Raw genomic sequence first — 23,475 nt, forward strand, 5'->3', positions numbered from 1 at the left:
CAAGTCGAGGCGGAGCCGGCTTTGTTTTCTTCCGATCGAAAATCAGATCCTGAAACAAATGCCCTCCTGAGTGTCGGCGATGTCGTCGAAATGCAGCTTGAGGAGTTGGAAATCTTCCTCCGCGGATGCGGCGAAGGCAAGGTGATCGCTTCCCTCGTGGACGACGAAAGCAGCCGTCCAAACGCCGATCACGAAGCCTGTGCGGTCTCGAAGCTCCAACCTGTGCCCCAGAAGGTCGCGGTGATCGAAACCTTCCTTGTCCTTGCTGGCGACAAGCTCCAGGCAGATCAGAGCGTTTTTGTATATGCGCCAGCGCACACTATTGAACGTGCAATCATCCAAATGCTGGTCGACTGGCCAGTCGAACTGCTGCCAACTTATCGTCTCCTCGCCGCTCACGACATCGCCGCGCGTGACGGAGACCGATGTGGACCGCAGATGCCCTTTGATGGAAGGAGTGGCTTGCACGCGCCCCAGCGGAAGCCACGCATCGCCCGTCCCGCCAGCGAGCAGTGTATTGACGGCAGCAAGCTTCTTTCCGTCCCCTTCGCCGGATGAAGCCTTGCCAAGGAAAGGGCGGGCCAGAATGCTGGCGAACTGGATCACTCGGGCACGACCTCCCAAGCCTCGTCCGGGTTGAAGCGATCGATATATTTTACGATCGCTTCCGTCGGCGTGCCGAGGTCGGCTTCATAGACGATGCCGTGATGGCTCACCATGAAGGTGTGAACGCCCGTTTCGCCGTACTTCAAAGGCCATGCTATGAGCGCGAAACCGGCGATCATATTGTCGTTTATGACGTAATCGTAATTGCCGCCGGCGATGCGGTCGCCTTGTCCCGTGAGAATGCGGTAGCGGTAGCCGAAATAGCCTTCGCCTTCCTTGGCCTTGTCGAGGGCGGCTTGCTGGACGAACTCTCCGGCTGGGCTGGCCTCATCTTCCCAATAAAGACCGTCTTTTAGGCCTTCACTGCTGATGAGTTTTTGGGCGAACTCCAGTACGCCGTCGTCGTCGCGATCTTCCTCCGCATAGTCGTGCTGGGCATCGACATAGGCGCGCATGGTGGAGATCGTCTCAAGCTCGTTCTCGCCAACGCGCCGGTTCACGATTTCTTCCAGGCCCGCGTAGGTGTCGAACGCCCATTTGCCGTCTTCACCCTTTGTGATGGGGAAGGGAAAGGGCCACAATTTGTCTCCAATGTCGATAAGTGCGCGATCATCCATTTCGTCGACGATAACGCGCTTTGCGGCTCCCTCCCGGATTTCGCCATAGGCTTCCATGGTGCTCTCGTCGCCTTTGAGCTTCGAGGCATCAAGGCCAAGGAGTTCCGCCACCCGATCGAAGTCGTCGTCTGCAAGCGCTTTCTTGAAGGCTTCGACGGCCGCCTCGGCGTTATCGAAAACCGGCGGGTCCTGATCGAGAGCGAAGTCGGAAATCGAAGGTTCCTCCTGCGCCAAACCGGGAGCGGGATTAGAAACGGCGACAGTGCCTGAAAGGACCATGGCCGCCGATACCAGAAGCATGCGATGAAATGCCGTGTTCATGATTTTCGTTCCCTGTCCCGGAAGTTCAGCGCCTGCGCCGTCCGCCGCCGCCCTTGCGTTTGACGGACTTGTGGGCTTTCTGTCCGCCACCACGCCTTCCGCCACCCATGGACTTGTTCCCGCGCTTGGCAGCCACCTTCTGCTGTTTGCCGCGGCTGGGCTTACCGAGCTTGGAGGCATTCTTCGGTCTGTTGTCTCTTTTCGCGGCGGGCTTTTTCTTGCCGGACGGCCGGCTGGCTTTCTTGTTTGCCGGGCGTTGAACGTTCGCCTTCTGGGGCCGTTTCCTGTCGGCTGCGGGCCTTGATGGTCGGTTCGCCGGGCGGGCATTCGCGAGGTTGTTGGATGCGCCGGGCTTGCCCTTCAGGCCGTCCAATGTGCTTTTGCGAATGTCCCTCGTGTTGCCGGCTTTGCCCGGAAGTGTCGTCGGCCGCTTCTTCTTTATCTCCGACGCCCGGTTACGGATCGAATTGTTCGTGTTCTGCTTGATGTTGTTCCTGATTTGCGATCGGTCGATGTTCTTGAGTTTGTCCTTGTCAAAGTTGATCTTGCTCCGGTCGACATTCTTCCAGTCGATATCGTTGAACTTGAATTTTCCGTCGACATTGACGTTGTTGAAACATCGGTTGCAGTCGATATCGACGCCGCCGCCGTTCCAGCGTCCGCCCCAGACGCCCCAGTCGTCCCAATCGACAGCCGCCGCCCAGACCGCACCGGTGACGGCCGCAGTGAAGAAGGTGGCGGTCGGCCAGTAATAGTTGGGATAGGGATCGGGATAGTAGCTTATGGGCGCGGGAGCATAGCCGGGATCATAGAGCATTTGCGGTTCGTACTGCGGCACGTAGACGACTTCCGGATCCGCCGGCTTGATGATGATGTTGTCGTTTTCTTCGCTCACATCCATCTTGTCGTCGGATTTGATAATGCCGTCGGCGACCGCCTGCTCGCGTAACTGCTGGATGGCGACCAGAACGTCTTTCTGCTGATAGGTCAGCGCGTCGCCTAGCGACTGAGTCCAGTCGAGATCGTCGCTCATCATTTTTACGATCTCGGGATAGTTCAGAAGCGATATTATGCTGCCGTCCCAGGTGGACTTCGGCTCTAGCGAATTGTCCTTGGCGTAATCGTCGAGAAAGCGTGAAGCTTCGACGATCTGGAGCGGGTAAAGAGAAGCACCGGAAATGGCTGCGATCAGCTCGTCGGGATAGAGCGCGATCCGCGCGACCAGTACTTCCAGCTCCTCTTCGGTCAAAGGCGGTGGAGACTGGTCATCCACCGGTGCGGCCGCTTCCGCCGCAGCGGATTGGTCCTGGGCGAAACCGGGAGGTGTTTCGAACATTATGAAAAGCAAGATGAGGAATGGCGCGATAATTGACAGCCAGATTGACTTTACGGTCATCTTTCACACTCCCACCAATACAGATTATCTTTTTATTTGCTCCCGGTGCGTTTGATCTTCCTTAGAGATCGGCAGAATATCTTCAATCGGCTTGAGATTTCAACGTTTTGCGGTTCAGGCCGCTGTGGCGTTTTCGATCGCATTTGCCACCTCTGAACTATCGAGAGGTTTTATCAGGTAGGCGACAGCTCCGGCATCCAGGCATTTTTCCCGCAAGCCCGGCTGGTCGAAGCCGGTAATGGCGATAGCCGGAACGTGTCGCCGTCCAGCGGTCATTTTGCGAAGCACACCCAGCCCGCTGAGCCCTGGCATGTGGACGTCAAGCAGCACACAGTCCGGCATCCGGCGATCCAGGCTGGCGACAAAGTCGTCGCCAGACTGAAAACCCACCGGGTCGAACGATAACGACAGGACCATTCGCTGCAACGCGCGGCGTACCGACTCATCGTCGTCCACGATCGCGACCACGATTTCTTTTGGGCTCATTCATTATTATTACGACAACGGCCGCCGTATTGGATATTGCCCTTGGGTCCAACAGCGTCAGCTGAAATAACGATTATGATTCATGGAGCGTGATAATGCGCACAAGATCGGCAACGGTGCGGACCTCCATTTTTGTCATCATCCTACAGCGGTGAACCTTGACGGTTTTTTCCACTATGCCGAGATCGGCGGCGATCTGTTTGTTCATACGCCCGGTGACGACATGGGTCATCACTTCCAGCTCGCGTGCGGTAAGGCTTGCCAGACGTTCCTCCACGGATTTCTTCCGGGCAAAGGCGTTTCTGGCATCGATATCTCGCTGGCAAGCTGCCTTGACCGCGTTCACGAGATCGTCCGCTTCGACCGGTTTTGTAAGAAAATCGATCGCGCCGGATTTCATGGCGTTGACACTTCCGGCAATCGTTCCGCGTCCTGTCAGGAATATGGCTGGCCGACAGGGGGGCATTTCACGCAGCCGATCGTATAGGGCAAAGCCGTTGAGTCCCGGCAGTTCGACATCGAGGACGACACATCCGGGCGCGGCAGGATTGTGTTTGCTCAGGAAATCCTCAGCGCTCGAATAGCGTTCACACCGATATCCGTAACCGGTAAGCAGTCTGGAAAGCGCGGAGAGCACACTTTCGTCGTCATCGACAAGATAGACTGTCGCAGGCGTGTCGTTCATTGCCGGCATGCCTTCACCCTCCTATTGCCGGCAAGGTGAGGATGATGCGAGTACCCTCGCCAGCCTTTTCATCAAACTCCAGAGTACCCCCGTGCGCTCCGGCGATTGACCGGCAAATGGCGAGGCCAAGACCCATGCCGTTCGTCTTTCCGCTGACGAATGGTTGAAATGCCGCCTCCCGTAACTCGGGAGACACACCGGAACCCCGGTCTGATACCGAAAGCGTGCGCGTCCCGTCTTCCCGAGCATATGTTTCGATCTGTATACGTCGATTGGACGCCGGGAGATCAGCCATGGCATCTGCTGCGTTCATTGTCAGATTGAGGACGATCTGCTGTAACTGCGCCATATTGCCTTTGACCGGCAGTACTTCGGAATTGCGAATGAAAGAGACCTTTGTCTGCCGTTCGACAAGTTCGCCACGCAAAAGCGCAAGGGTGGCCGAGACGGCTTCATTCAAATCCATCGGCTCGAGCGTCACTTCGCCCTTCAGCATCATTTGCCTGAGCTGCTTGATGACGCCTGCAGCGCGGCGATCAGAGGAGGCTATGTCTTCAAGGATATTCCGGATCTCCGGAATATCCGGCTCTTCCCTGTCAATAAGGCGAATGCCCGCTTCTGCATTTGCTAGGATCGAGGTGAGCGGCTGGTTCAGTTCATGTGCGAAGGATCCGGAAAGTTCGCCCAGTTGCGTGGTCCGCGATAGGTGGGCAAGTTCAAGCCGCTCCAGCGCGAGTTCTTTCTCGATCCGCCGCTTCCTGCGGTCGAGCACGATCAAGGCAGCTATCGTGCCGGATTGAAGCATCAAGATCGCTAGGATCGCGAGGATCTGCAGTCGATAGCGATCCCAAATCGAGGCATCATGATGCAGAACGAGTGTATCCGTCGGCAGCAATGCCTCGTGTATTTCCCACCGCGCTAATTGACGCCAGTCGACGGTTGGGCGCCCCGGGGAGGTTCTAAGTCGTTCCCCGGAAAGGCTCCCGGATATTATCCGCTTAGCCATCAACGCCAGATCGACGCCAATCCCGTCAAAAGTCTCAATGAAACCGCCGACAATGCCTGTGCCGATGTATGAGCTGTACACCCCGTATGCGGGTGCAGCGGATGCGGATGCGATTTGTGTCGTCGCATCCTTAGGGATAAAAGCTCTTCCGTCGGCATCCTCAAAGACCGTGAGTACCAACAGAATGGCAGTCGGCGGCAAGGCGGCGGCGGCTTCCTTGAAACCGTCGAGCGTCAGCCCGGATAGATATTTCACCTCGACGCCGTGGTAGCTTTGCGCAAGATCGCGACGTGCGCTCTCCCGCCAGCTCCGGTCGAAATCGGATGATCCGCTGAGGACTACGATCCGGGAGGCGTCCGGCTGAAGCCGGAGAGCGAGGTCCAGCGTTTTTGGCACGTCGAAATGGCTGATGATGCCCCAGACATTTTCTTGAAGGGAAGCAGGATCGATCGATGCTTCAGTGATAGCGCCGGCGACAATCGCCACATCCGGTGCTATAGCCTCGCGGTTTTCCAAGATGAAACGAAATGCGCCCGGGCCGATCGTGATCACTACGTCGAGAGGGGCATCCGCGTATTTTGAGGTCATCATTTCGACGAGCCGATCGCGTAAGTCGGACCCGGGAAAACGCACCGTATCGAGATATTCCGTGTAGAGCTCGACCGATGTTGGCGCACCTCCCTCAAATTCACGCTGAAGGGCAGTCCTTATTTCCGCAATGGCGTTGAGCGTGCTTTCATTCTCGCTGACTATCAGAACGCGCGCTACCTGCGATCTTTCGTCTCCTTGGGGTAGGGCAGGGCTGAGTGGATAAAGAAATAGTTGTGCGAGGAGGAAAATCCTTACGGCCAAGCCTCGATTTGCGACGAAATTGACCATGCTCACAAAGCTTATTCAACAATTGCATCGACAGTATTACGTAATGTCATGCTGCAAAATTCAAGACAATTAGCTCGGATAACGAGCTGGCGGCCGTTTCCTGAAAGGCGAATGAACTCTCTTTCCAGGACGCTGTTACCCATGTCAGAAACGTCAGCAGCGGATTGTCCCGCTGTGTTTCCCCAAGGTCCAACTTCCCAAACGTAAGATTTACCAGGACAGTAAATATCGCCATTACCGCGGCTGTCACCACGTCGTCGACCGGATTCGATCCGGATTGCCGCAGGCTGACGGGGCTTATCACACCTGAAGAGGTTGGGAGAGATGCTGGCTGAATTGGGATTTCGTCATTTCCTGAAAGGTATTTTCACAAAAGCTGTTTCGAGCCGCCTTCCGGGGAGGGTGTTTCGCGACTGGAAAACCGTCTTCCCGAATTCCGATTGAAATTCCGAAACGTCCCGCGCGGCGCCGGATCGGCGTCTGCTTGTCAGAGGTATTGAAGGAATTACGAGGAGGAGCAGATGAAAAGGATACTGCTGGCCGCTGCATTCGCGGTTTCGCTGACCATCCCGGCATCGGCCCAGGATGGCCAGAAACCGAACATTCTGGTGATATGGGGCGATGATATCGGCACATGGAACGTCAGTCACAACAATCGTGGCATGATGGGCTACGAGACGCCGAATATTGACCGTATCGCCAATGAGGGTCTTTCCTTCACCGACTATTACGCACAGCAAAGCTGCACTGCCGGGCGGGCCGCCTTCATCGGCGGCAGTGTGCCCGTGAGAAGCGGTATGACGAAGGTTGGCCTACCCGGCGCAGAGCAGGGTTGGCAGGAGACAGACGTCACCATGGCGACCATTCTTAAGTCGCTTGGTTACGCCACCGGCCAGTTCGGCAAAAACCACCAGGGCGACCGAGACGAACATCTGCCGACCAATCATGGTTTCGATGAGTTCTTCGGCAATCTCTACCACCTCAATGCCGAGGAAGAACCGGAAAATCGTGACTATCCCAATGAGATGGTGCTCGCCAACGGCAAAACTTTCGAGGAGCAATTCGGCCCACGCGGCGTGCTTCACACATGGGCGAATCAAGATGGGACGCAGCGGATAGAAGATACCGGCGCACTTACAAAGAAACGCATGGAAACAGTCGATGACGAGACGGTTGCGGAAGCCATCCGCTTCATCCGAGAAGCGCACGAGGCGGGTACACCATTCTTCGTGTGGTGGAATGGTACGCGCATGCATTTCCGCACGCACGTGAAGGAGGAGCACACGGGTATCTCCGGACCGAGTGGCGATGAATATCATGACGGTATGGTTGAGCATGACATGCACGTTGGCCAATTGCTCGACCTGCTTGATGAACTCGGCATCGCCGACAATACAGTGGTGATGTATTCCACCGACAACGGGCCGCACTACAACACATGGCCGGATGCGGGCACGACGCCATTCCGCAGTGAAAAGAATTCCAACTGGGAAGGTGCTTATCGTGTTCCAGCCTTTGTGCGCTGGCCGGGCCAGTTTCCGGCGGGCAAGACGTTGAACGGAATCGTGGCGCATGAAGACTGGCTGCCGACATTCGCCGCCATTGCAGGTGATCCGGAAATCAAGAACAAACTGCGCGAAGGCGTCGAACTGCTTGGTCGGACTTATCGTAATTACATCGATGGATACAACATGGTCGACTATCTCTCCGGGGCTACGGAAGATTCGCCACGTCATGAGTTCTGGTATGTCAATGACGACGGGCAGGTTGTTGCAGCCCGCTATGATGACTGGAAAGTGGTTTTTCTGGAAAACCGGGGACAGGCCTTCGGTGTATGGCGCGAACCTTTCATCGAACTGCGTGTGCCGCTGATATTCAACCTGCGGCGCGACCCGTTCGAGAGGGCCCAGCACAATGCCAACATTTATGATGACTGGCTTCTGGATCGGGCGTTTGTCATCGTGCCGATACAGGCGCTCGCGGCGCAGTTCCTGCAGACCATGCGCGACTACCCGCCCAGCCAAACGCCAGGATCGTTCAATCTGAGCGCGATCGAGGCGAAGCTTAAAGAGGGCATGGGCCGTTAAGGCACGTATTTGTGCCTGATTTGCATTGGGGCCGGGCCAACCGGCCCCTTTTGCACGACAAAATGGTTGTGCTTGCATTGGCTAGTTTATATATTCAAAATTATAGATGTGTTTGATGGGGCTGATATCTGCACGCAAGCAGAGCCTTTCACCACGATATGCCCGATGCACCGCGTGTCGCTGAGATTCGTTGAACACTTTGTGAGGGTGCGGCGAATTCGCCATCAGGGCGTCTACGGCCTTGGAATCTGCGGCACGATCGGGCAAAGAAGGACGAGAAAATCGTTCGCGTTGATTTGTTAGCGTTCAGCGACGTTCGACACCGCGAAGAAACAGGGACGAGGAAAGGGGAAGAAGCGTGAAGGATATGGACGCTTTCTTCAAGCAGGCCATCGACGGATTGCGCGAGGCGGGGAACTACCGCGTTTTCTGTGATCTCGAGCGGCATTCCGGCGCCTTCCCGAAAGCCACGCGTTACCGTAACGACGGCTCGACCCACGATGTGACCGTGTGGTGCTCCAACGACTATCTGGGGATGGGCCAGCACCCGGCCGTGACGGCTGCCATGAAAACGGCGATCGACCGTTGTGGCGCGGGGGCCGGCGGCACCCGCAACATCTCAGGCACCAATCATTATCACGTCGAACTGGAGCGCGAGCTTGCCGACCTGCACGGCAAGGAAGCGGCACTTATCTTTACCTCCGGTTATGTCTCGAATTGGGCCGCCCTCGGCACGCTTGCCTCGAAGATCCCCGGCGTCATTGTCTATTCCGACGAATTGAACCACGCCTCAATGATCGAGGGTATACGCCATTCGCGCTGCGAGAAGCGGGTGTTCAAGCACAACTCCCCTGAAGATCTCGAGCGGTTGATCGCGGCTGACGATCCGGCCCGGCCGAAGCTGATCGCTTTCGAAAGCGTTTATTCCATGGACGGGGATATCGCGCCGATCGCCGATTTCTGTGACATTGCCGATAGATACGGCGCAATGACATATCTTGATGAAGTCCATGCGGTCGGTCTCTACGGCCCGCGCGGTGGTGGCATTGCCGAGCGCGAAGGATTGATGGACCGTCTGACGGTGATCGAAGGCACACTCGGCAAGGCCTTCGGTGTCATGGGCGGATATATCGCCGCATCGGCGACGCTTTGCGACTTCGTACGCTCATTCGCTTCGGGTTTCATCTTCACGACCGCCTTGCCACCGGCGCTTGCCGCAGGCGCGATCGCCTCGATCAAGCATTTGAAGCAAAGCGAGTTCGAACGCCGTCAGCAGCGGCGAAATGTTGAGAAACTGCGTGCCATGCTGGATGCTCGCGGCATACCCCATCTCGAGAATCCGAGCCACATCGTACCGGTGATGGTCAAGAATGCCGCGAAGTGCAAATGGCTGTCGGACCTGCTTCTCGACAGTTACGGCATCTACGTGCAGCCGATCAATTATCCGACGGTGCCGGTCGGGACGGAGCGGCTGCGCATAACGCCTTCGCCTCTGCATACGCAGGCCGATCTCGATCATCTCGTCGGTGCGCTTAATGACCTATGGTCGCAGTGCGCGCTGTCTCGTGCCGTAGCCTGATACCGATCTGCCGGCAAGACTGGGATTAAAGCGCATCCGGATGGCATTGTCCGGATGCGCTTTTCTTTGTGTGCATACACGCCGTTCCGGGGCGGTGATTATAAAAGGTTTCGGCCCGCAAGGTTGCGCATCAGCGAAGCGGTACCGAATTGCCACTGAGGGCATTCGGTTGAAAGACGCACCGTGTTTCGAAGCTCGCCGAGATTTGCTTCCGAGATCGAGACGACGTCACCCACTTTATGCGTGAAGCCTTGGCCAGGTTCGTCGCGATCCTGAACCGGCGCGAAGAGCGTTCCGAGGAACAGCATGAACCCATCGGGATACTGGTGATGGCGGCCGATGGTCTGGCGGACGATATCCTCCGGATCGCGGCTGATTTGCGTCATCGACGAATGGCCGTCGAGAACGAAGCCGTCTTCTCCTTCTACCTTCAGGCTCAACTCGGCACTTCGCACGTCGTCGAGAGTGTAGTTGTCGTCGAACACGCGAACGAACGGGCCGATCGCACATGAGGCGTTGTTGTCCTTCGCCTTGCCGAGCAGCAAAGCGGAGCGCCCTTCGACATCGCGCAGATTGACGTCGTTGCCGAGGGCAGCACCCCGGATCCGGCCCTTGCTGTCGATCGCAAGCACGATCTCGGGCTCGGGATTGTTCCAACGCGATACTGGATGCAGACCGACGGATGCTCCCCAGCCGACGGAAGCCATGGGCTGAGCCTTGGTGAAAACCTCGACATCCGGGCCGATGCCCACCTCCAGATATTGCGACCACAGGCCTTCGCGCAGGAGCACAGCCTTGACCTGCATGGCCTTGTCGGAGCCAGGAACGATGCCGCGCAGGCTGTCGCCGATAACGGATTGCACCTTTTTGCGGATATCCTGCGCAAGATCGGGGTCGCCGGCCGCTCTTTCCTCAATGACGCGCTCGACCATCGACTGGGCAAAGGTGACGCCGCTGGCCTTGATCGACTGGAGGTCGGCTGGAGACAGGAAATGAACCTTGCCTTCGTCAGCGCCTTCGGTGGAGTTTCCCGATATCTCTTCCAGCGTGCCCAGATCTTCGCCTTCGACCTTGCACAGATACTCGCCGAGGTCGTCGCGCTCCAGAAGGTCGCGCATGGTGGGCGTTTGCCTTGACGTAATGTCGACGACCCGCCCGCTGCGTACGGTGACAAGCGAAGGGCCGGCCGCATCAGGGCGCCATACACGCCCGACAAGCAGCGCATTATCCAAGTCATTGCCTGTGGGAAGCATCTATCTTTCTCCGGTATTCATCTGTGGTGCTTTATCGCCCCCACGATAGAACGAGAGGATTGAGCGGTTTCAAGAGCTCGATCAGCATCGCCCGGGTTTGCGGATGCAAGGGCGGGATAGGGTGCCGGCAGAATGCGGAATGGATTACGCCGCCTTCCACCATCGCTTCCTTCGCCGCGCGGAACCCGCATTGGCGGTTCTCGTGATTGATTGCCGGCAAGACTCGGGCATAACCTTCAAGTGCCGCCTGACGGTCGCCGGCAAGATGGTCCTTCACCACGGGGCCGATCAAGTCCGGAATCATCGCCGAAGTCATCGTGCCGCTTGCACCTGCATCAAGGTCGGCCATCAATGTGATCGCTTCCTCGCCGTCGAACGGCCCCTCGACCGCGTCTCCACCCTCGGCAATGAGCGCGCGAAGCTTGGCCGCCGCGCCTGGACATTCGATCTTGAAAAGCTTCAGCATTTCGATCTCGCGTGCCATTTTCGCCAGAAGAGGGACGGGCAGGTCGACACCTGAAAGCGGTGCGTCCTGCAGCATGATTGGTATGCCGATTTCGCCGACGCGCTGGAACTGTTCGAAAGTCTGTTCGGCATTACCCTTGAGCAGTGCCCCGTGATAAGGCGGCATCATCATGACGATGGCAGCGCCCAGATCCTTCGCCTGACGCGCGCGAGCAGCCACGATTTCCGTTGCGAAATGACTGACGGTTACGATCACCGGAGCACGGCCGGCGACATGCTCTATCGACAGGCGGGTAAGCGTATCGCGCTCGGCATCCGATATCAGAAACTGCTCCGAGAAATTGGCGAGGATGCAGATACCGTCGACGCCCTGGTCCACCATGCAATCCAGTACCCGGCGCATTCCGTCGGTATCTATCGTGCCGTCCTCGTTGAAAGGTGTAGGGGCAACCGGCCATATGCCGGAGTATTTGTAGGCCGTCATTATAAACCCTCCCGCTTCGCATTTACGATGCCTTGCCGCTGAAGCCGGATATGAGTGCCAGCGCGACAACGCCCAGCATCGACAGCGCCATGATGACATTGATGCGGAACTGGTGATGCGCGGCTATTTCCAGCCGTTTCAGCGCAACACCTGCATAGAGCCAGGCAAGATGAATGGGTATCCAGATCAGGTTCAGGATGATGAGTTTCGACACGGTCTCGACCAGCAAGCTTTCCGGATAGAAGGCGAAGCCGGTGAAGAGCGTGGTGTTAACCGCATAGGCCTTGGGATTGATGAATTGCAGCAATATCCCCGCCGTGACACCTGGCGCGGATTTCGCCTCGATGAAGGCGATTTTGGACCCTGCGAATGCGATCCGCGCGGCGAGATAAAGTAGATATGCCACGGAAGCGACCAGCAGGACGGTTCGTACGACGGGGTTGGCAAGTACGATCGCCGCGACGCCGGAAATGACGGCGAAGGCGACCATGTTCGTGCCCGTGAAAAGGCCTGCGATATATTTCAGGCCGGGTCGCACTCCATAGGCGGAGCCGACACCTGCGGTGGAAAGAACTCCGGGGCCGGGCGTGATGATCAAGAGGAAGACGGCGGCAGCGAATGTCAGCATGAAGTAGAAGTTCCGTTTGTGTTGGTCGCTGCCGTCATGCGCCGAAATCCAGTTGAACCTTCATTGCCCGAGACCTGTCGGATGCGGTTTCGAAGGCTTCCCTGAAGGAGGCGAGGGGTAGCGTATGGGTCAAAAGCGGATTCACATCGATAAGGCCTTTCGACATGAGATCGATAGCGACCGGAAACTCCTCGTGAAAGCGAAATGAACCGCGCAGTTCAAGCTCCTTGGCCGTGATCTGCGTCATTGGAAGGCTCATATCGCCGGAAAGGCCCAGTTGTACGATCACGCCGCGCGGGCGCAAGGCGCCGATGCCTGCTGCAAGGGCAGCCTGCGCGCCAGAGCATTCCATCAGAATGTCGAACGTGCCTTTGTCCGTGGAATAGTGGGAAAGGGCTTCTGTTTCCTCCGCGGAATTGATCACGCGGTCTGCGCCGGCTCGACGGGCAAATTGCAGCGGGTTTTCGGCAATATCCACCGCCACGATCTCCGCAGCTCCGGCGCGGCGGGCCGCAAGCACGGCCAATACGCCGATCGGACCGCAGCCCGTCACGATAACCCGCTTGCCAAGCAGCTCTCCCGCACGGCGAACTGCATGCAGGCATACGGATAGCGGCTCGGCCATTGCCGCCTCCGCGGGGCTCAGTTTGCCCGCGGGTACGCATTGCTCAGCCTTGGCGACGAGATCCTCCCGAAAGGCTCCCTGTATGTGAGGAAAAGGCATCGCCGACCCGTAGAACTGCATGTTCAGGCATTGGTTCGGCAGGCCCTGGAGGCAAAAGCGGCATGATTTGCATGGTCGAGAGGGTGAAACCGCGACGAGATCGCCTTCGCGCAGATGATGCACGTCGCTGCCGGTTTCGCTCACATGTCCCGCAACCTCGTGACCGAGGATCATCGGTTCGCGCAACCGGACTGCGCCGAACCCCCCATGCTGGTAGTAGTGTAGGTCCGAGCCGCAAATTCCGCCGCGGCTGATTTTCACGCGCACGTCACCCGGTCCGATCGGCGCTGTCTGCACCTCCGAGAGCCGCACATCTCCAGCGGCATGAACGTATATCGCCTTCATGGCGGACCTCCCTGGAGTACGATATCCTTGCAGGCGACAAAGCATACTTCGGCTTGCAGCTCTGCCGAAATGGTATACCATTTGAGCCACTCAGCAAGGAGATTGGAAAAGTATCCAGAACCGGCATGCGCCGGATCGGCAAGCGGATCAGACGGGTAATATGTCGCATTTATTCGACCTTTCAGGCCTTACGGCACTTGTGACGGGATCTTCACTGGGTATCGGCAATGCCCTAGCGTGGGGGCTCGCCGAGGCGGGGGCAGACGTCGTCGTAAACGGCCGCAATGCGGAGCGTTTGGCGGAAGCGGCATCCAGGCTCCGGGAAGAGGGTTTCAAGGTGCATGAGTTGCCCTTCGATGCCTGCGATGCAGGGGCGGTGGCGCAAGCCGTGGACCGGTTCGAGCGCGAGGTCGGGTCTATCGATATCCTGGTGAACAATGCGGGCATGCAGCATCGCGCCCCGCTTGAAGATTTCGAGATCGAGGCTTTCGACAGGCTCATGCGAACCAATGTATCGTCTGTGTTTTATGTCGGTCAGGCCGTCGCACGGCACATGATTTCGCGTAGGCAAGGCAAGATCATCAACATTTCATCAGTGCAATCGGCCTTGGCCCGTCCCGGAATTGCGCCCTATACGGCAAGCAAGGGCGCGGTGACGAACCTTACGAAGGGCATGGCGACCGACTGGGCAATGTACGGCCTTCAGATCAACGCCATCGCGCCGGGTTATTTCGATACCCCATTGAACGCGGCGCTGGTCAACGATCCCGAGTTTTGTGCCTGGCTTGAAAAGCGCACGCCAGCCGGACGCTGGGGTAATGTGGAAGAACTTGTCGGGGCCTGTGTTTTTCTTGCCTCGAAAGCATCCAGTTTCGTCAACGGACACACTCTGTTCGTGGACGGCGGCATCACAGCCAGCCTTTGAGCGGTATGACCCGCGAACAGTAGATCAGGTGACGGGAGTTGGAGGGAGCGCCATGCTGACGCAAGATCAAAAGGCGATTTACCACCGTGACGGTTACCTCATGATCGAAGACGCGGTCACGGGGGATGAGCTTCGGGAATTGCGGCGGATCACATACGACCTGATTGAAAAGTCTCGCGATGTTTCCGAAAGCAATGACATCTATGATCTGGATGAAGGCCATAGCGCAGCTTCGCCGCGACTGACGCGGATCAAGTTGCCTCACCGCGTGCACCCTTATTTCTGGGAGTTGTTGCGCGCATCGAAAATCACCGAGGTTCTGACCGACCTGCTTGGCCCGGACACGATGCTCCAGACCAGCAAGCTGAACACCAAGGCGCCGGGCGGAGGCGCGGCTGTGGAGTGGCATCAGGATTGGGCGTTCTATCCTCATACCAACGATTCGATGCTCGCCTTCGGCTTGATGCTCGAAGACGTTGACGAGGACAACGGGCCGCTGATGGTGATACCGGGATCGCACAAAGGCGAAATCCTTAGCCACATGGTGAACGGCGTATTCTGTGGTGCGATCGATCCGCACGATCCTCTTTTCGAGAAGGACAAGGTGGTGACGCTGACCGGCAAAGCCGGAAGCATGACGGTGCACCACGCGAGAACCTTGCATGGATCGGCGGCCAACAGGTCCGACCGTGCGCGATTGATACTGTTCTACGAGTGTCATGCAGCCGACGCCTGGCCCTTGCTCGGTGCCGGTTCATACATCCATTCGCTGGGGCAAAGGCGCCTTTGGGACGACCTTCAGGAGCGACTGATAACCGGACGCTTGTGCCTGACACCGAGGCTGGAAAAAATTCCCGTTTCGATCCCGCTGCCGCCGGCGCCCGATGCCAGCTCGATTTTCAAATCGCAAAAGACGGGCGGGGCGAAAAGCGCCTTCGCCTGAGCTTATCCGAGCAGGAATTGCATAAGATATAGCGTTCCCATTCCCGCGGCGACCGCGCCGACGATGCTGTTCTTCAGGCCTATAAGAAAAGCCGCCAATGCCGCGATCAGGCGCGCCGTATCCGTTTTGCCGCCGGTTGCCGGCGGCCACAGGACGAGTGGGGTGATGAGGGCGGGCAGCACTGCGACAGCCACATAGCGAAGATGGGAGAGCACCCAGCCAGGCAGGGCGCGCCCGCCCAAAATCCCGAGAAAGGAAAAGCGGATCAGAAAGGTGCCGACGCCAAGAAGGCAGGTCACGATCCAGAAGGTTTCTTTCTCGATCATGCGCGCTTCGCTCGCCGTTCCAGGTAAAACTCCATTTGGGCTCCTGCCGCCATGGCAAGGCAACCGGCGACGATCAGCCAAAGATTATATGGCATCCAGGAAAACAGGATTGCTCCTAGGACCGAGACGAAAGCCGCTACGACGTGCGGAAGGCTGCGCATCATAGGCGCGACCAGCGCGATAAAGCAGACGGGAATCGCGAAGTCGAGTGAGAGGTGCGCCGGAATCGCCTGTCCAATCATCGCTCCGGTGAAGGTGCAGAGATACCAGAGCGGGCAAACCGCCAACACGCAGCCGAAGTAATAGGCGATCTTCTCCTCAAGAGGCATTCGCGGCTCTTCCTCATAGGTTTTCACCGAGACCGCGAAGCTCTGATCAACCATCAGATAGGCCATGAGGACGCGCAGCCGCATCGGGGCCTTGCCCAGATGTGGGACGAGGGCGGCAGAATACATCGCCATGCGCATATTCACGGCGAGCGCGGCCAGAAGCACGATGAAGACGGGTGCGTGTTCCTGCATCAAGGCCAGGGCCGTGAATTGCGATGCCCCGGCGATGACCAAGATGGACATCGACATGACTTCATAGACGGCAAGTCCCGCATCGCGCGCAACGACACCGAACAGCAACGCATAGGGAATGACGATCGCGACGAACGGGCTGCAATCCCTGAAGCCGCGGCGAAAGGCTTTCTTCATGGGGGTGGTCATGCTGATCCGGCGGGCGGCTTATTTTGTTGCGTTTGACTGAAGCAGCAGCTTCACATAGGCAAGCCCGACGGCGGTTGCTTCGCAGCGCGCATTTGAATGCCGTGTTTTCTTGTCCGGGTCATGGCGCACAAGTGTCAGTTCCCGCAAGCGGTCGCACTGGAGCAGATTCTGCTGAAGGTCGTATTTGACTTCAATACCGGCAATCTGGCCGATCTCATCGGGCGCGCTTGCCTTGATCTCATCCATGCGTTCCTTGATCATCTCGCCCCATTTGGCCTTGGCATCAATAAAACATGCGATGCCAGCGCTGCTACCTTCTTCATACTGCAGGCAATTGGCCTGAAAGCGGCTAACGCATTCAGCTGCTGGAGCGCCTGCCTTTGATTGGGTGATGACGCAAGCACGCGGTGATTCCGGTTCTGCGGCCTGAGCCGGCAACATAAAACTACTTGCTGCGGATATGAGCGCGACCGTAGCGAGCCTGGCGGCGAAGGGCATGTTGTCTCCTGAACTCACCGGACTTTGGCGCAACCCAACATCCGAGTGTGAATATTATTGTATCTGGTATACCAAGAGGCGAGCCTGTCCAACGTGATATCAGAGCTAAATTGGAAAGCGAGTCCGAAAGATCGTTCCGCGCATGCGCGGGCCGGGCCTGCGGATGCGTTGAATGTGCGGCAATTTTAATTGGCAATGACTGCAGATCCTGTGCTGCATGCACGTTTCATGACGCCAAGAGGCTTTCGCAAATTATCGGAATTCGAAGGGGAGAAATGGAATGGCTGGAGAAGACTCACAGACGATCCTCATCACAGGAGCCGGCAGCGGTATCGGGAAGGTGACGGCGAGACTGTTCCTGGAGGAGGGCTGGCGGGTTGCGCTCGTCGGGCGACGCAGGAGCGCCCTCGAAGAGGCTGCGGACGGCCATGAAAATGCGCTCGTTCTACCTTTCGATGTGACGGAACCGAAGGACGTCGCGGATGGGTTTGCGAAGCTTTCAGGCGAGTGGGGGAGGCTTGATGCGTTATTCAACAATGCCGGTATGAGCCTTCCTTCGACGATGATCGACGAAATCGCGGTCGATGACTGGCTGGCGCTGAGCAACGTCAATATTACCGGCATGTTTTTATGCGCGCGGGAAGCCTTTGGCCTGATGCGCAGACAAAAGCCTCAAGGTGGGCGCATTATCAACAACGGCTCGGTATCGGCATATGTGCCGCGTCCGGGCTCGGTTCCCTATACGATGTCGAAGCATGCGGTGACAGGCCTTACGCGCACGCTCTCGCTCGACGGGCGGAGGTTCAACATTGCTTGCGGACAGATAGACATCGGTAACGCGCTAACCGACATGGCGGTTGCGATGACCAAAGGCGTGCCGCAGGCCGACGGTTCGATGCGCGTTGAACCCGTGATGGATGCAAGTCACGTCGCGAGCTCCGTCCTGCATATGGCTAACTTGCCGCTTGAGGCCAACGTGCAATTCATGACGGTGATGGCCACAGCCATGCCTTATATCGGCCGCGGCTAGCAGTGAAGGGGAAAGTATCGGCCTACGCACAGGTATCAGTGCCTGTGTTAAGGCCGATCTTTCAGAAATGCATCCCTTAGATTATCGAATGGTTGGGAGGGGGGCTGCTGAGCGTTAATTTCTGAGACTTATTTCCTCGATAAAGATGATGCCAGAAAATCCACCATTTCGGGCACCATTCGCTCGCCCCAGCCTTCATCGACCGCTTCGCCGAGAGTATCGGCGGCTGCCGAGGACATTCTCGACTTTGCCCCGAGTTCGTCGGCCATCGCGCGATAATAGCCGACATCCTTTTTCGCATTGGCCATGGAAAAGGCGAGGTCGATTTTGCGGTCCGTTGCATAGGACTTGATGAAATCCATCATGCCCGAGTGTAGCGGGCCTGCAGACATGACCTGATAGAGCTTTTCACGCGGAACGCCTGCGCTGTCTGCCATGGCGAAAGCCTCCGACATTGCGCAGGCGGTCGTCATGGCGAAAAAATTGTTGATCAGCTTGATCGTATGTCCGGTGCCGAGCGGACCGAGATGGAATACATTCTCCCCCAGAACATCTAGCACCGGCTTGACCTTCTGATATGCCGCCTCATCGCCCGAGCACATGATGTTCAGTTTGCCTTCCTTCGCGTGCGAAGGTGTGCGCCCGAGCGGTGCGTCCAGATAGGTAGCTCCTTTCTCCGCCATATCGGCGCCGATCCTTTTGGTGGAGCCGGGCAGGGAGGTGCCGAAATCGATCACGACAGCGCCTGGCTTGATCCCGGCGAGAACGCCGTCATCGCCGTAGACACGGCTTTCCACGCTGGCGGAAGTATCCATGCAGAACATCACGATGTCGGAAGCAGAAGCAAGTTCGGCGGAGGTTTTGGCTTCCTTCGCGCCTCTTGCAAGTGCCTCTTCGACCGATTTGCGCGAACGATTGACGATCACCGTCACGTCGAAGCCATTCTTTTGCAGGCATTCCACCATAGCCGAGCCCATAAGGCCAAGGCCGATGAATCCGATTTTGGGCTGGGTCACGGTTAGAACTCCCGATTGGATTAAAGGTCGTTTCGCCGGATCGCCGCAAAGGCGACGTCCGGCGGAATTCGACTGCGCCTTACAAGAAAAGCGAGACCATTGGCGGCCAGATCAGCAGCACGGCGAGGGCAAGCAGCTGTATGCCGATAAACGGCAGGAAACCCCTGAAAATGTCGGTGAGCGTGATGTGCGGCGGTGCAACCGACTTCAGGTAGAAAGCAGCCGGGCCGAAAGGCGGCGACAGGAAGCTGACCTGCATGTTCATCGTGAATACGACCCCAAACCATATCGCCACGTGCCGCGGGTCCAGGCCACCCAGAAAACCGAGTTCCTCCACCGGAAGGCGCAGCACGATCGGCAAGAATACCGGCATGACGAGCAGAACGATGCCCACCCAGTCCATGAATGCGCCGAGAAACAGGAAGATGACCATCATGATGAGAATGATGCTCATGGTCGGCAGTTCAGCGCCGATGATGGTGTTGGCGATGTAGGTTGGACCGCCGGCGATCGTGTAGGCGCCGGCAAGCGCGGTGGCGCCGATCGTCACCCAGATGATGGTGCCAGTGGATTTCAGTGTGCGCTTCAGGCTTTCGAACAACAGATGAAAGCTCATCTCGCCGCGCAGCGCGGCAATGACCCCGACAGCCACGACGCCCATTCCCGCGGCTTCGGTAATCCCCGTGATGCCGCCGTAGATCGAACCGAGCACCACGCCGATCACGACCAGCGGTGCGACAAGACCTTTGCCCATCTGCCAGGATTTGGAGAGCCTGTCGCGACCGGCGACGAAGAAAATCAATCCAAGCGCCACGGCCGCGGCTATGCCAAATTTGACGACATAGTCGGACGTTCCAAATGTAATTTCGTCCACGCCTTCCTTGATCGCGTTTTGCCCGGTAACCGTAAAGAACACCGCTCTTAGAAAGAGCGCCGAACAAAAGCCGCCAATCAGCGTCAGCAAAAAGGTTCCGAACAGCGCGGCTTTCTCCCGTCCCCTCGGCTCGCCCGGAACGGGCTCTGGCAGGGGAGCGTGATCAGGATTTAGTTGTGTGCGCACGATTATGTAGATGATGAAGAAGCTCGCCAGCATGAAGCCGGGGAGAAAGCTCGCCGTAAACAGCGCCTTGATCGAGGTTTCGGTAATCAGGCCGTAGATGATCAGCACGATCGAGGGGGGGATCATCGTCCCGAGCGAACCGCTGGCGCAGATCGTGCCGATAGCGAGATTCTGGTTGTAGCCAAGCCGGAGCATCTGCGGCAATGCAATGAGCCCGAGAAGCACGACCTCGCCGCCGATGATGCCCGACATCGCCGCCATGATCACCGCCATGACAGACGTCACAATCGCGATTCCGCCACGTGCCCGGCTGAGCCAGACATTGAGCGAGTTGTACATTTCATTGGCGATCCCGGATCGTTCGAGCAAGTTCGCCATGAAGATGAAAAGCGGGATGGAGATCAGCACATAGTCGGTGAGAAGGCCATAGACCCGTTGTGCCAGAATGTTCAAAGGGCCGGTTCCGAAATTTCCGAAGAGCAGATCCGGACCGAATTTCATCACCAGGACGCCGACCGCGAGAATGGCAGATGCGAAGCCAAGTGGCATGCCAATCGCCAGCAAAAGAAGCATCGACACCAGAAGGATGATCGAGATGGTTCCAATATCGAACATTTATTTTTCTTTCTCGCCGGCGTGCTGATGTTCTTCGACTGAATGGATGATGTCCTCGATCTCTTCCTCATCGATGATGGCGTGATGCTCGGGAAGCTTGTTCCAGTCGGCAACCAGATTGAACAGCGCCTGAATGGCCACAAGCAGGATGATCAGCAGGATCATGGGTTTGAGCGTCGCCGGAATGGGAGGATCGAAGGCCGTGCCGAAGGTTTCCCAACGCAATAGCTTCGCCATTGCCTCGTTGTAGCTGCCGTAGATCATGGCGAGCGCGAACGCGAGGATCAGCAAGGCTGAAATCACGTCGCACAATCGCTGAATGTTTCGGGGAAGAACGTCGTAGAGAAGATAGATGCGAATGTGGCTTCGCTGCTGCATCGCGTAGAGGCCGGCGAGCAAAAAGATGAAACCTGCCATCCAGAGGGACAGTTCGTTCGCCCAAAGCGTTGGCCGCTCGAAGACGTACCGCAGAACAACTTCGTAAAACATGACCGAAACGAGAATAACGATCAAAAGCATCGTCGATCGCCCGAGGAATATGCTGACGCGGTCGAAGAAGGTTTCGACGTTCCCTTCGCCGGCCGTCGTTTCCGCGGTTGCGATTCCCATCACGAGAGAGGCGGCGGCAACGAGCATGATGATGAAATCAACAATGCCTGCAGGTGAATTCTGGGAATTGAGGGCATCGTTCCCGAGCCCGAAAAATACGAGGAACTGCGGAAAGTACCATATCAAGTAACCAAGGCTGGCGACGAATATCGTTGGCCAGAGCATATCCTTGGCGGAGCCGGACCTGTGCATCGCGGTCCCTCTGAAGCTTTGAGCTGGAAATTGATAGGCAAGCTCCGGGTCGGAGCTTGCCTTGTTTGACGTGGCTTCGGTCTTAGTTCGCGACGAGACCGAGCTTTTTCAGGAAGGCCATATGGCTATCGACGAGCGCACGCGCTTCCGGTGTCTTCTCGGCCCAACCTTGCCATGCCTTCTGGGCAGCAGCGCGGAAGGCGGCGCGGTCTTCGGGCGACCAGTCGTAAAGGGTGACACCCTGTTCGCGCAGTTTCGCGGCTGCCTCGTTGTTGGCCACCTCGAATGTCAGCGCGGTCTGGAACGCCAGCTTCTGCATCGCCGTATCGATGATGCGCCTTTGCTGATCGGTAAGACTGTCCCACTTGTCCTTACGGCAAGCAAGATGATCGGACGGCATCGAGTGGAAGCCGGGATAAGTGGCGTGCTTGACGAGGTCGTAGAGACCGAGGCCCACATTGTTCGCCAATCCGCTGGCATCCGCGCCGTCGATAATTCCGGTTTCAAGCGCGGTGAAGATTTCGGTGAAGTCCATCACCACCGGCTTGGCTCCCATTTCGGCGAAAATCTCGGTCTCGAGACCCGGCGGAGAGCGGAACTTCCAGTCCTTGAGGTCGGCGGGGCCTGCAATCGGCTTAGACGACGACATGGATTCCTGACCGTAGATCCACCAACCCACCAGTTTCATGTTGTACGTGTTGTAAAGGGCGTCGGCAGCTTCGAAGCCGCCGTTGTAGAGCCAGGCGTACTGCTGCCAGGGCGTATCGTATCCGCCCATGATGTCGCCCACAAACTGGAACGCGGGGTTCTTGCCGGTCTGATAGGCGCCGCCGGTCATGTCGCAGTCCAGGATGCCGTTTGCCGCGGCATCGAACGTTTCAACCGATTTAACGACCGACGATGAATAAAACATCTCGATCTGAATATCGCCGCCGGACATGGTCTGGACGTCGTCCACGAATTGCGCGGCGAGCTTGCCGGAAACCGTTTCGGGTGCGTAGTGCGTCTGGATACGCAGCGTTTCCGCAGCCGCCGGACCCGCCAGAAGCGCGGACACTGCGACCGATGTGATCAGCGTCTTGATATTCATTTTTCCTCCCTTCGGCTTATGCCGAATTCGTTGTTCGCGTGGTGGTGTGCGACGAAGTGCCGCCACCTTGCATGGTATACCATACATGCGGGAACGCTAGCCAAACCGGCCTCGACAATCAATTGTTTTTGGTATACCAAATTTCCATTGTTGAAATTCAATTGCCGACGCAAGGAGAGGCGGGGCGAGGGGCGAACATGCTTCTGTGAGTTGGAACAAAAATGGAACAGTCACAGCCCCTCGCGGAACGTATTGCCAATCAACTGCGCCGCCATATCCTGCTTGGCAGTCTTGCGCCGGGTGTAAGCATCAAGGAGCGCGATAACGCCGAAGAGCTTGGCGTCAGCCGAACTCCTATGCGTGAGGCGATCAGAATTCTCGCCAAGGAAGGGCTTGTGGTTCTGCGCCCGGCACGCAGTCCGATCGTAGCCGCACCCTCGCTGAAGGAAGTGTCGGACGATCTTGAGGTCATGAGCGCTCTGGAAGTCCTCTCCGGCCGGCTGGCCTGCAAGAACGCGACTCCCGAAGATCTTGCGGAAATCGAACGTCTTTATCAGAAGATGCTGGATACTGCCCGCAATGGCGATTCCGTCGATCTTTTCGAGGTCGATATGGATTTTCATCGCGCGATCGCGGCGGCTTCCCACAACAAATCCCTCGCCGAGACGCACTCCGCCTATGTCGCCCGGCTATGGCGAACTCGATATCTTTCCGCCAGTATAAAGAGCGACAGGGATCGGTCACTGCGCCAGCACGGAGAGATCGTGCGGGGGTTGAAAGCTCGCGATGCGCGTTTCGTTGCTAAGGAAATCGGAAGCCACATCAGGCATGTGGTTACGAACGTCGCGGACCTGTTCGATGAACGCGAAGCCTGAACAGGCGGTCGACGGGACGCCGCGC

Annotated in this window: 23 protein-coding genes; 6 read left to right on the top strand and 17 right to left on the bottom strand. The window is 57.4% G+C overall.

Features of this window, described 5'->3' with window-relative positions; genetic code table 11:
- Positions 1–42 precede the first annotated feature (42 nt).
- The 6 genes from GR183_RS04860 to GR183_RS04885 all read right to left on the bottom strand — a co-directional run bounded on the left by GR183_RS04860 (position 43) and on the right by GR183_RS04885 (position 5,996).
- The gene (locus GR183_RS04860) at positions 43–606 is read right to left on the bottom strand and encodes a hypothetical protein (RefSeq protein WP_160774474.1); all 564 of its coding nucleotides are present in this window, start codon (positions 604–606) and stop codon (positions 43–45) included.
- Entirely contained in the window at positions 603–1,544 is a 942-nt protein-coding gene (locus GR183_RS04865; RefSeq protein WP_160774475.1) for a DUF2950 domain-containing protein, read from the bottom strand. The genes GR183_RS04860 and GR183_RS04865 overlap by 4 nt, the downstream gene beginning before the upstream one ends.
- 25 nt (positions 1,545–1,569) lie before the next feature.
- A complete protein-coding gene (locus GR183_RS04870) occupies positions 1,570–2,880 on the bottom strand; it encodes a DUF3300 domain-containing protein (RefSeq protein ID WP_160774837.1) in 1,311 nt (436 codons plus the stop codon).
- Between the two features lie 174 nt (positions 2,881–3,054).
- Positions 3,055–3,426: a response regulator transcription factor gene (locus GR183_RS04875; RefSeq protein ID WP_160774476.1), complete on the bottom strand. Its 372-nt coding sequence runs from the start codon at positions 3,424–3,426 to the stop codon at positions 3,055–3,057.
- A gap of 73 nt (positions 3,427–3,499) precedes the next feature.
- Positions 3,500–4,120: a response regulator transcription factor gene (locus GR183_RS04880; RefSeq protein ID WP_202395843.1), complete on the bottom strand. Its 621-nt coding sequence runs from the start codon at positions 4,118–4,120 to the stop codon at positions 3,500–3,502.
- A 4-nt stretch (positions 4,121–4,124) separates the two neighbouring features.
- Positions 4,125–5,996 carry a sensor histidine kinase gene (locus GR183_RS04885; RefSeq protein WP_244313636.1) on the bottom strand — a complete coding sequence of 624 codons (1,872 nt, stop codon included), beginning with the start codon at positions 5,994–5,996 and terminating at the stop codon, positions 4,125–4,127.
- A gap of 521 nt (positions 5,997–6,517) precedes the next feature.
- Between GR183_RS04885 and GR183_RS04890 the strand changes: the two genes are divergently transcribed.
- Positions 6,518–8,083, top strand: coding sequence for an arylsulfatase (locus GR183_RS04890; protein WP_160774478.1), 1,566 nt, complete (start codon positions 6,518–6,520; stop codon positions 8,081–8,083).
- Between the two features lie 367 nt (positions 8,084–8,450).
- Entirely contained in the window at positions 8,451–9,662 is a 1,212-nt protein-coding gene (gene hemA / locus GR183_RS04895) for a 5-aminolevulinate synthase (RefSeq protein WP_160774839.1), read from the top strand.
- A 98-nt stretch (positions 9,663–9,760) separates the two neighbouring features.
- Here the strand turns inward: hemA and GR183_RS04900 are convergent, their stop codons facing one another.
- From GR183_RS04900 to GR183_RS04915, 4 genes are read right to left on the bottom strand one after another with little or no spacing between them, the layout of a single operon-like run.
- Entirely contained in the window at positions 9,761–10,915 is a 1,155-nt protein-coding gene (locus GR183_RS04900) for a fumarylacetoacetate hydrolase family protein (RefSeq protein WP_160774479.1), read from the bottom strand.
- A 31-nt stretch (positions 10,916–10,946) separates the two neighbouring features.
- Positions 10,947–11,864 carry a dihydrodipicolinate synthase family protein gene (locus tag GR183_RS04905; protein WP_160774480.1) on the bottom strand — a complete coding sequence of 306 codons (918 nt, stop codon included), beginning with the start codon at positions 11,862–11,864 and terminating at the stop codon, positions 10,947–10,949.
- 22 nt (positions 11,865–11,886) lie between these two features.
- On the bottom strand, positions 11,887–12,492 hold the full coding sequence (locus GR183_RS04910; RefSeq protein WP_160774481.1) for a LysE family translocator: 606 nt from the start codon (positions 12,490–12,492) through the stop codon (positions 11,887–11,889).
- A 34-nt stretch (positions 12,493–12,526) separates the two neighbouring features.
- A complete protein-coding gene (locus tag GR183_RS04915; protein WP_160774482.1) occupies positions 12,527–13,561 on the bottom strand; it encodes an L-idonate 5-dehydrogenase in 1,035 nt (344 codons plus the stop codon).
- A 160-nt stretch (positions 13,562–13,721) separates the two neighbouring features.
- Between GR183_RS04915 and GR183_RS04920 the strand changes: the two genes are divergently transcribed.
- Both GR183_RS04920 and GR183_RS04925 read left to right on the top strand, forming a co-directional pair.
- Positions 13,722–14,486: an SDR family oxidoreductase gene (locus GR183_RS04920; protein WP_160774483.1), complete on the top strand. Its 765-nt coding sequence runs from the start codon at positions 13,722–13,724 to the stop codon at positions 14,484–14,486.
- Between the two features lie 52 nt (positions 14,487–14,538).
- The gene (locus GR183_RS04925; RefSeq protein ID WP_160774484.1) at positions 14,539–15,429 is read left to right on the top strand and encodes a phytanoyl-CoA dioxygenase family protein; all 891 of its coding nucleotides are present in this window, start codon (positions 14,539–14,541) and stop codon (positions 15,427–15,429) included.
- Between the two features lie 2 nt (positions 15,430–15,431).
- Here the strand turns inward: GR183_RS04925 and GR183_RS04930 are convergent, their stop codons facing one another.
- The 3 genes from GR183_RS04930 to GR183_RS04940 are packed head-to-tail and all read right to left on the bottom strand — an operon-like array spanning position 15,432 to position 16,963.
- Positions 15,432–15,755, bottom strand: coding sequence for a branched-chain amino acid transport AzlD family protein (locus GR183_RS04930; RefSeq protein WP_160774485.1), 324 nt, complete (start codon positions 15,753–15,755; stop codon positions 15,432–15,434).
- A complete protein-coding gene (locus GR183_RS04935) occupies positions 15,752–16,465 on the bottom strand; it encodes an AzlC family ABC transporter permease (protein ID WP_208999752.1) in 714 nt (237 codons plus the stop codon). The genes GR183_RS04930 and GR183_RS04935 overlap by 4 nt, the downstream gene beginning before the upstream one ends.
- 18 nt (positions 16,466–16,483) lie before the next feature.
- Complete coding sequence (locus tag GR183_RS04940) at positions 16,484–16,963, bottom strand: hypothetical protein (RefSeq protein WP_160774486.1); 480 nt, start codon at positions 16,961–16,963, stop codon at positions 16,484–16,486.
- A gap of 280 nt (positions 16,964–17,243) precedes the next feature.
- On the opposite strand from GR183_RS04940, the gene GR183_RS04945 reads away from it, so the two are divergent.
- A complete protein-coding gene (locus GR183_RS04945; RefSeq protein WP_160774487.1) occupies positions 17,244–17,993 on the top strand; it encodes an SDR family oxidoreductase in 750 nt (249 codons plus the stop codon).
- A 128-nt stretch (positions 17,994–18,121) separates the two neighbouring features.
- Here the strand turns inward: GR183_RS04945 and GR183_RS22245 are convergent, their stop codons facing one another.
- From GR183_RS22245 to GR183_RS04965, 4 genes are all read right to left on the bottom strand, one after another.
- Positions 18,122–19,009, bottom strand: a complete 888-nt coding sequence (locus GR183_RS22245) for an NAD(P)-dependent oxidoreductase (RefSeq protein WP_160774488.1) — start codon at positions 19,007–19,009, stop codon at positions 18,122–18,124.
- A gap of 79 nt (positions 19,010–19,088) precedes the next feature.
- A complete protein-coding gene (locus GR183_RS04955; protein ID WP_160774489.1) occupies positions 19,089–20,684 on the bottom strand; it encodes a TRAP transporter large permease in 1,596 nt (531 codons plus the stop codon).
- Positions 20,685–21,485 (bottom strand): TRAP transporter small permease subunit, encoded by an 801-nt coding sequence (locus GR183_RS04960; RefSeq protein ID WP_208999753.1) that lies wholly within the window; start codon positions 21,483–21,485, stop codon positions 20,685–20,687. It lies immediately after the preceding gene.
- Between the two features lie 82 nt (positions 21,486–21,567).
- Positions 21,568–22,575 carry a TRAP transporter substrate-binding protein gene (locus GR183_RS04965; protein ID WP_160774490.1) on the bottom strand — a complete coding sequence of 336 codons (1,008 nt, stop codon included), beginning with the start codon at positions 22,573–22,575 and terminating at the stop codon, positions 21,568–21,570.
- 221 nt (positions 22,576–22,796) lie between these two features.
- Between GR183_RS04965 and GR183_RS04970 the strand changes: the two genes are divergently transcribed.
- Complete coding sequence (locus GR183_RS04970; protein WP_160774491.1) at positions 22,797–23,450, top strand: GntR family transcriptional regulator; 654 nt, start codon at positions 22,797–22,799, stop codon at positions 23,448–23,450.
- The last annotated feature ends 25 nt before the right edge of the window (positions 23,451–23,475 follow it).

The sequence above is a fragment of the Stappia sediminis genome (assembly GCF_009826895.1).
Taxonomy (GTDB): Bacteria; Pseudomonadota; Alphaproteobacteria; order Rhizobiales; family Stappiaceae; genus Hongsoonwoonella; species Hongsoonwoonella sediminis.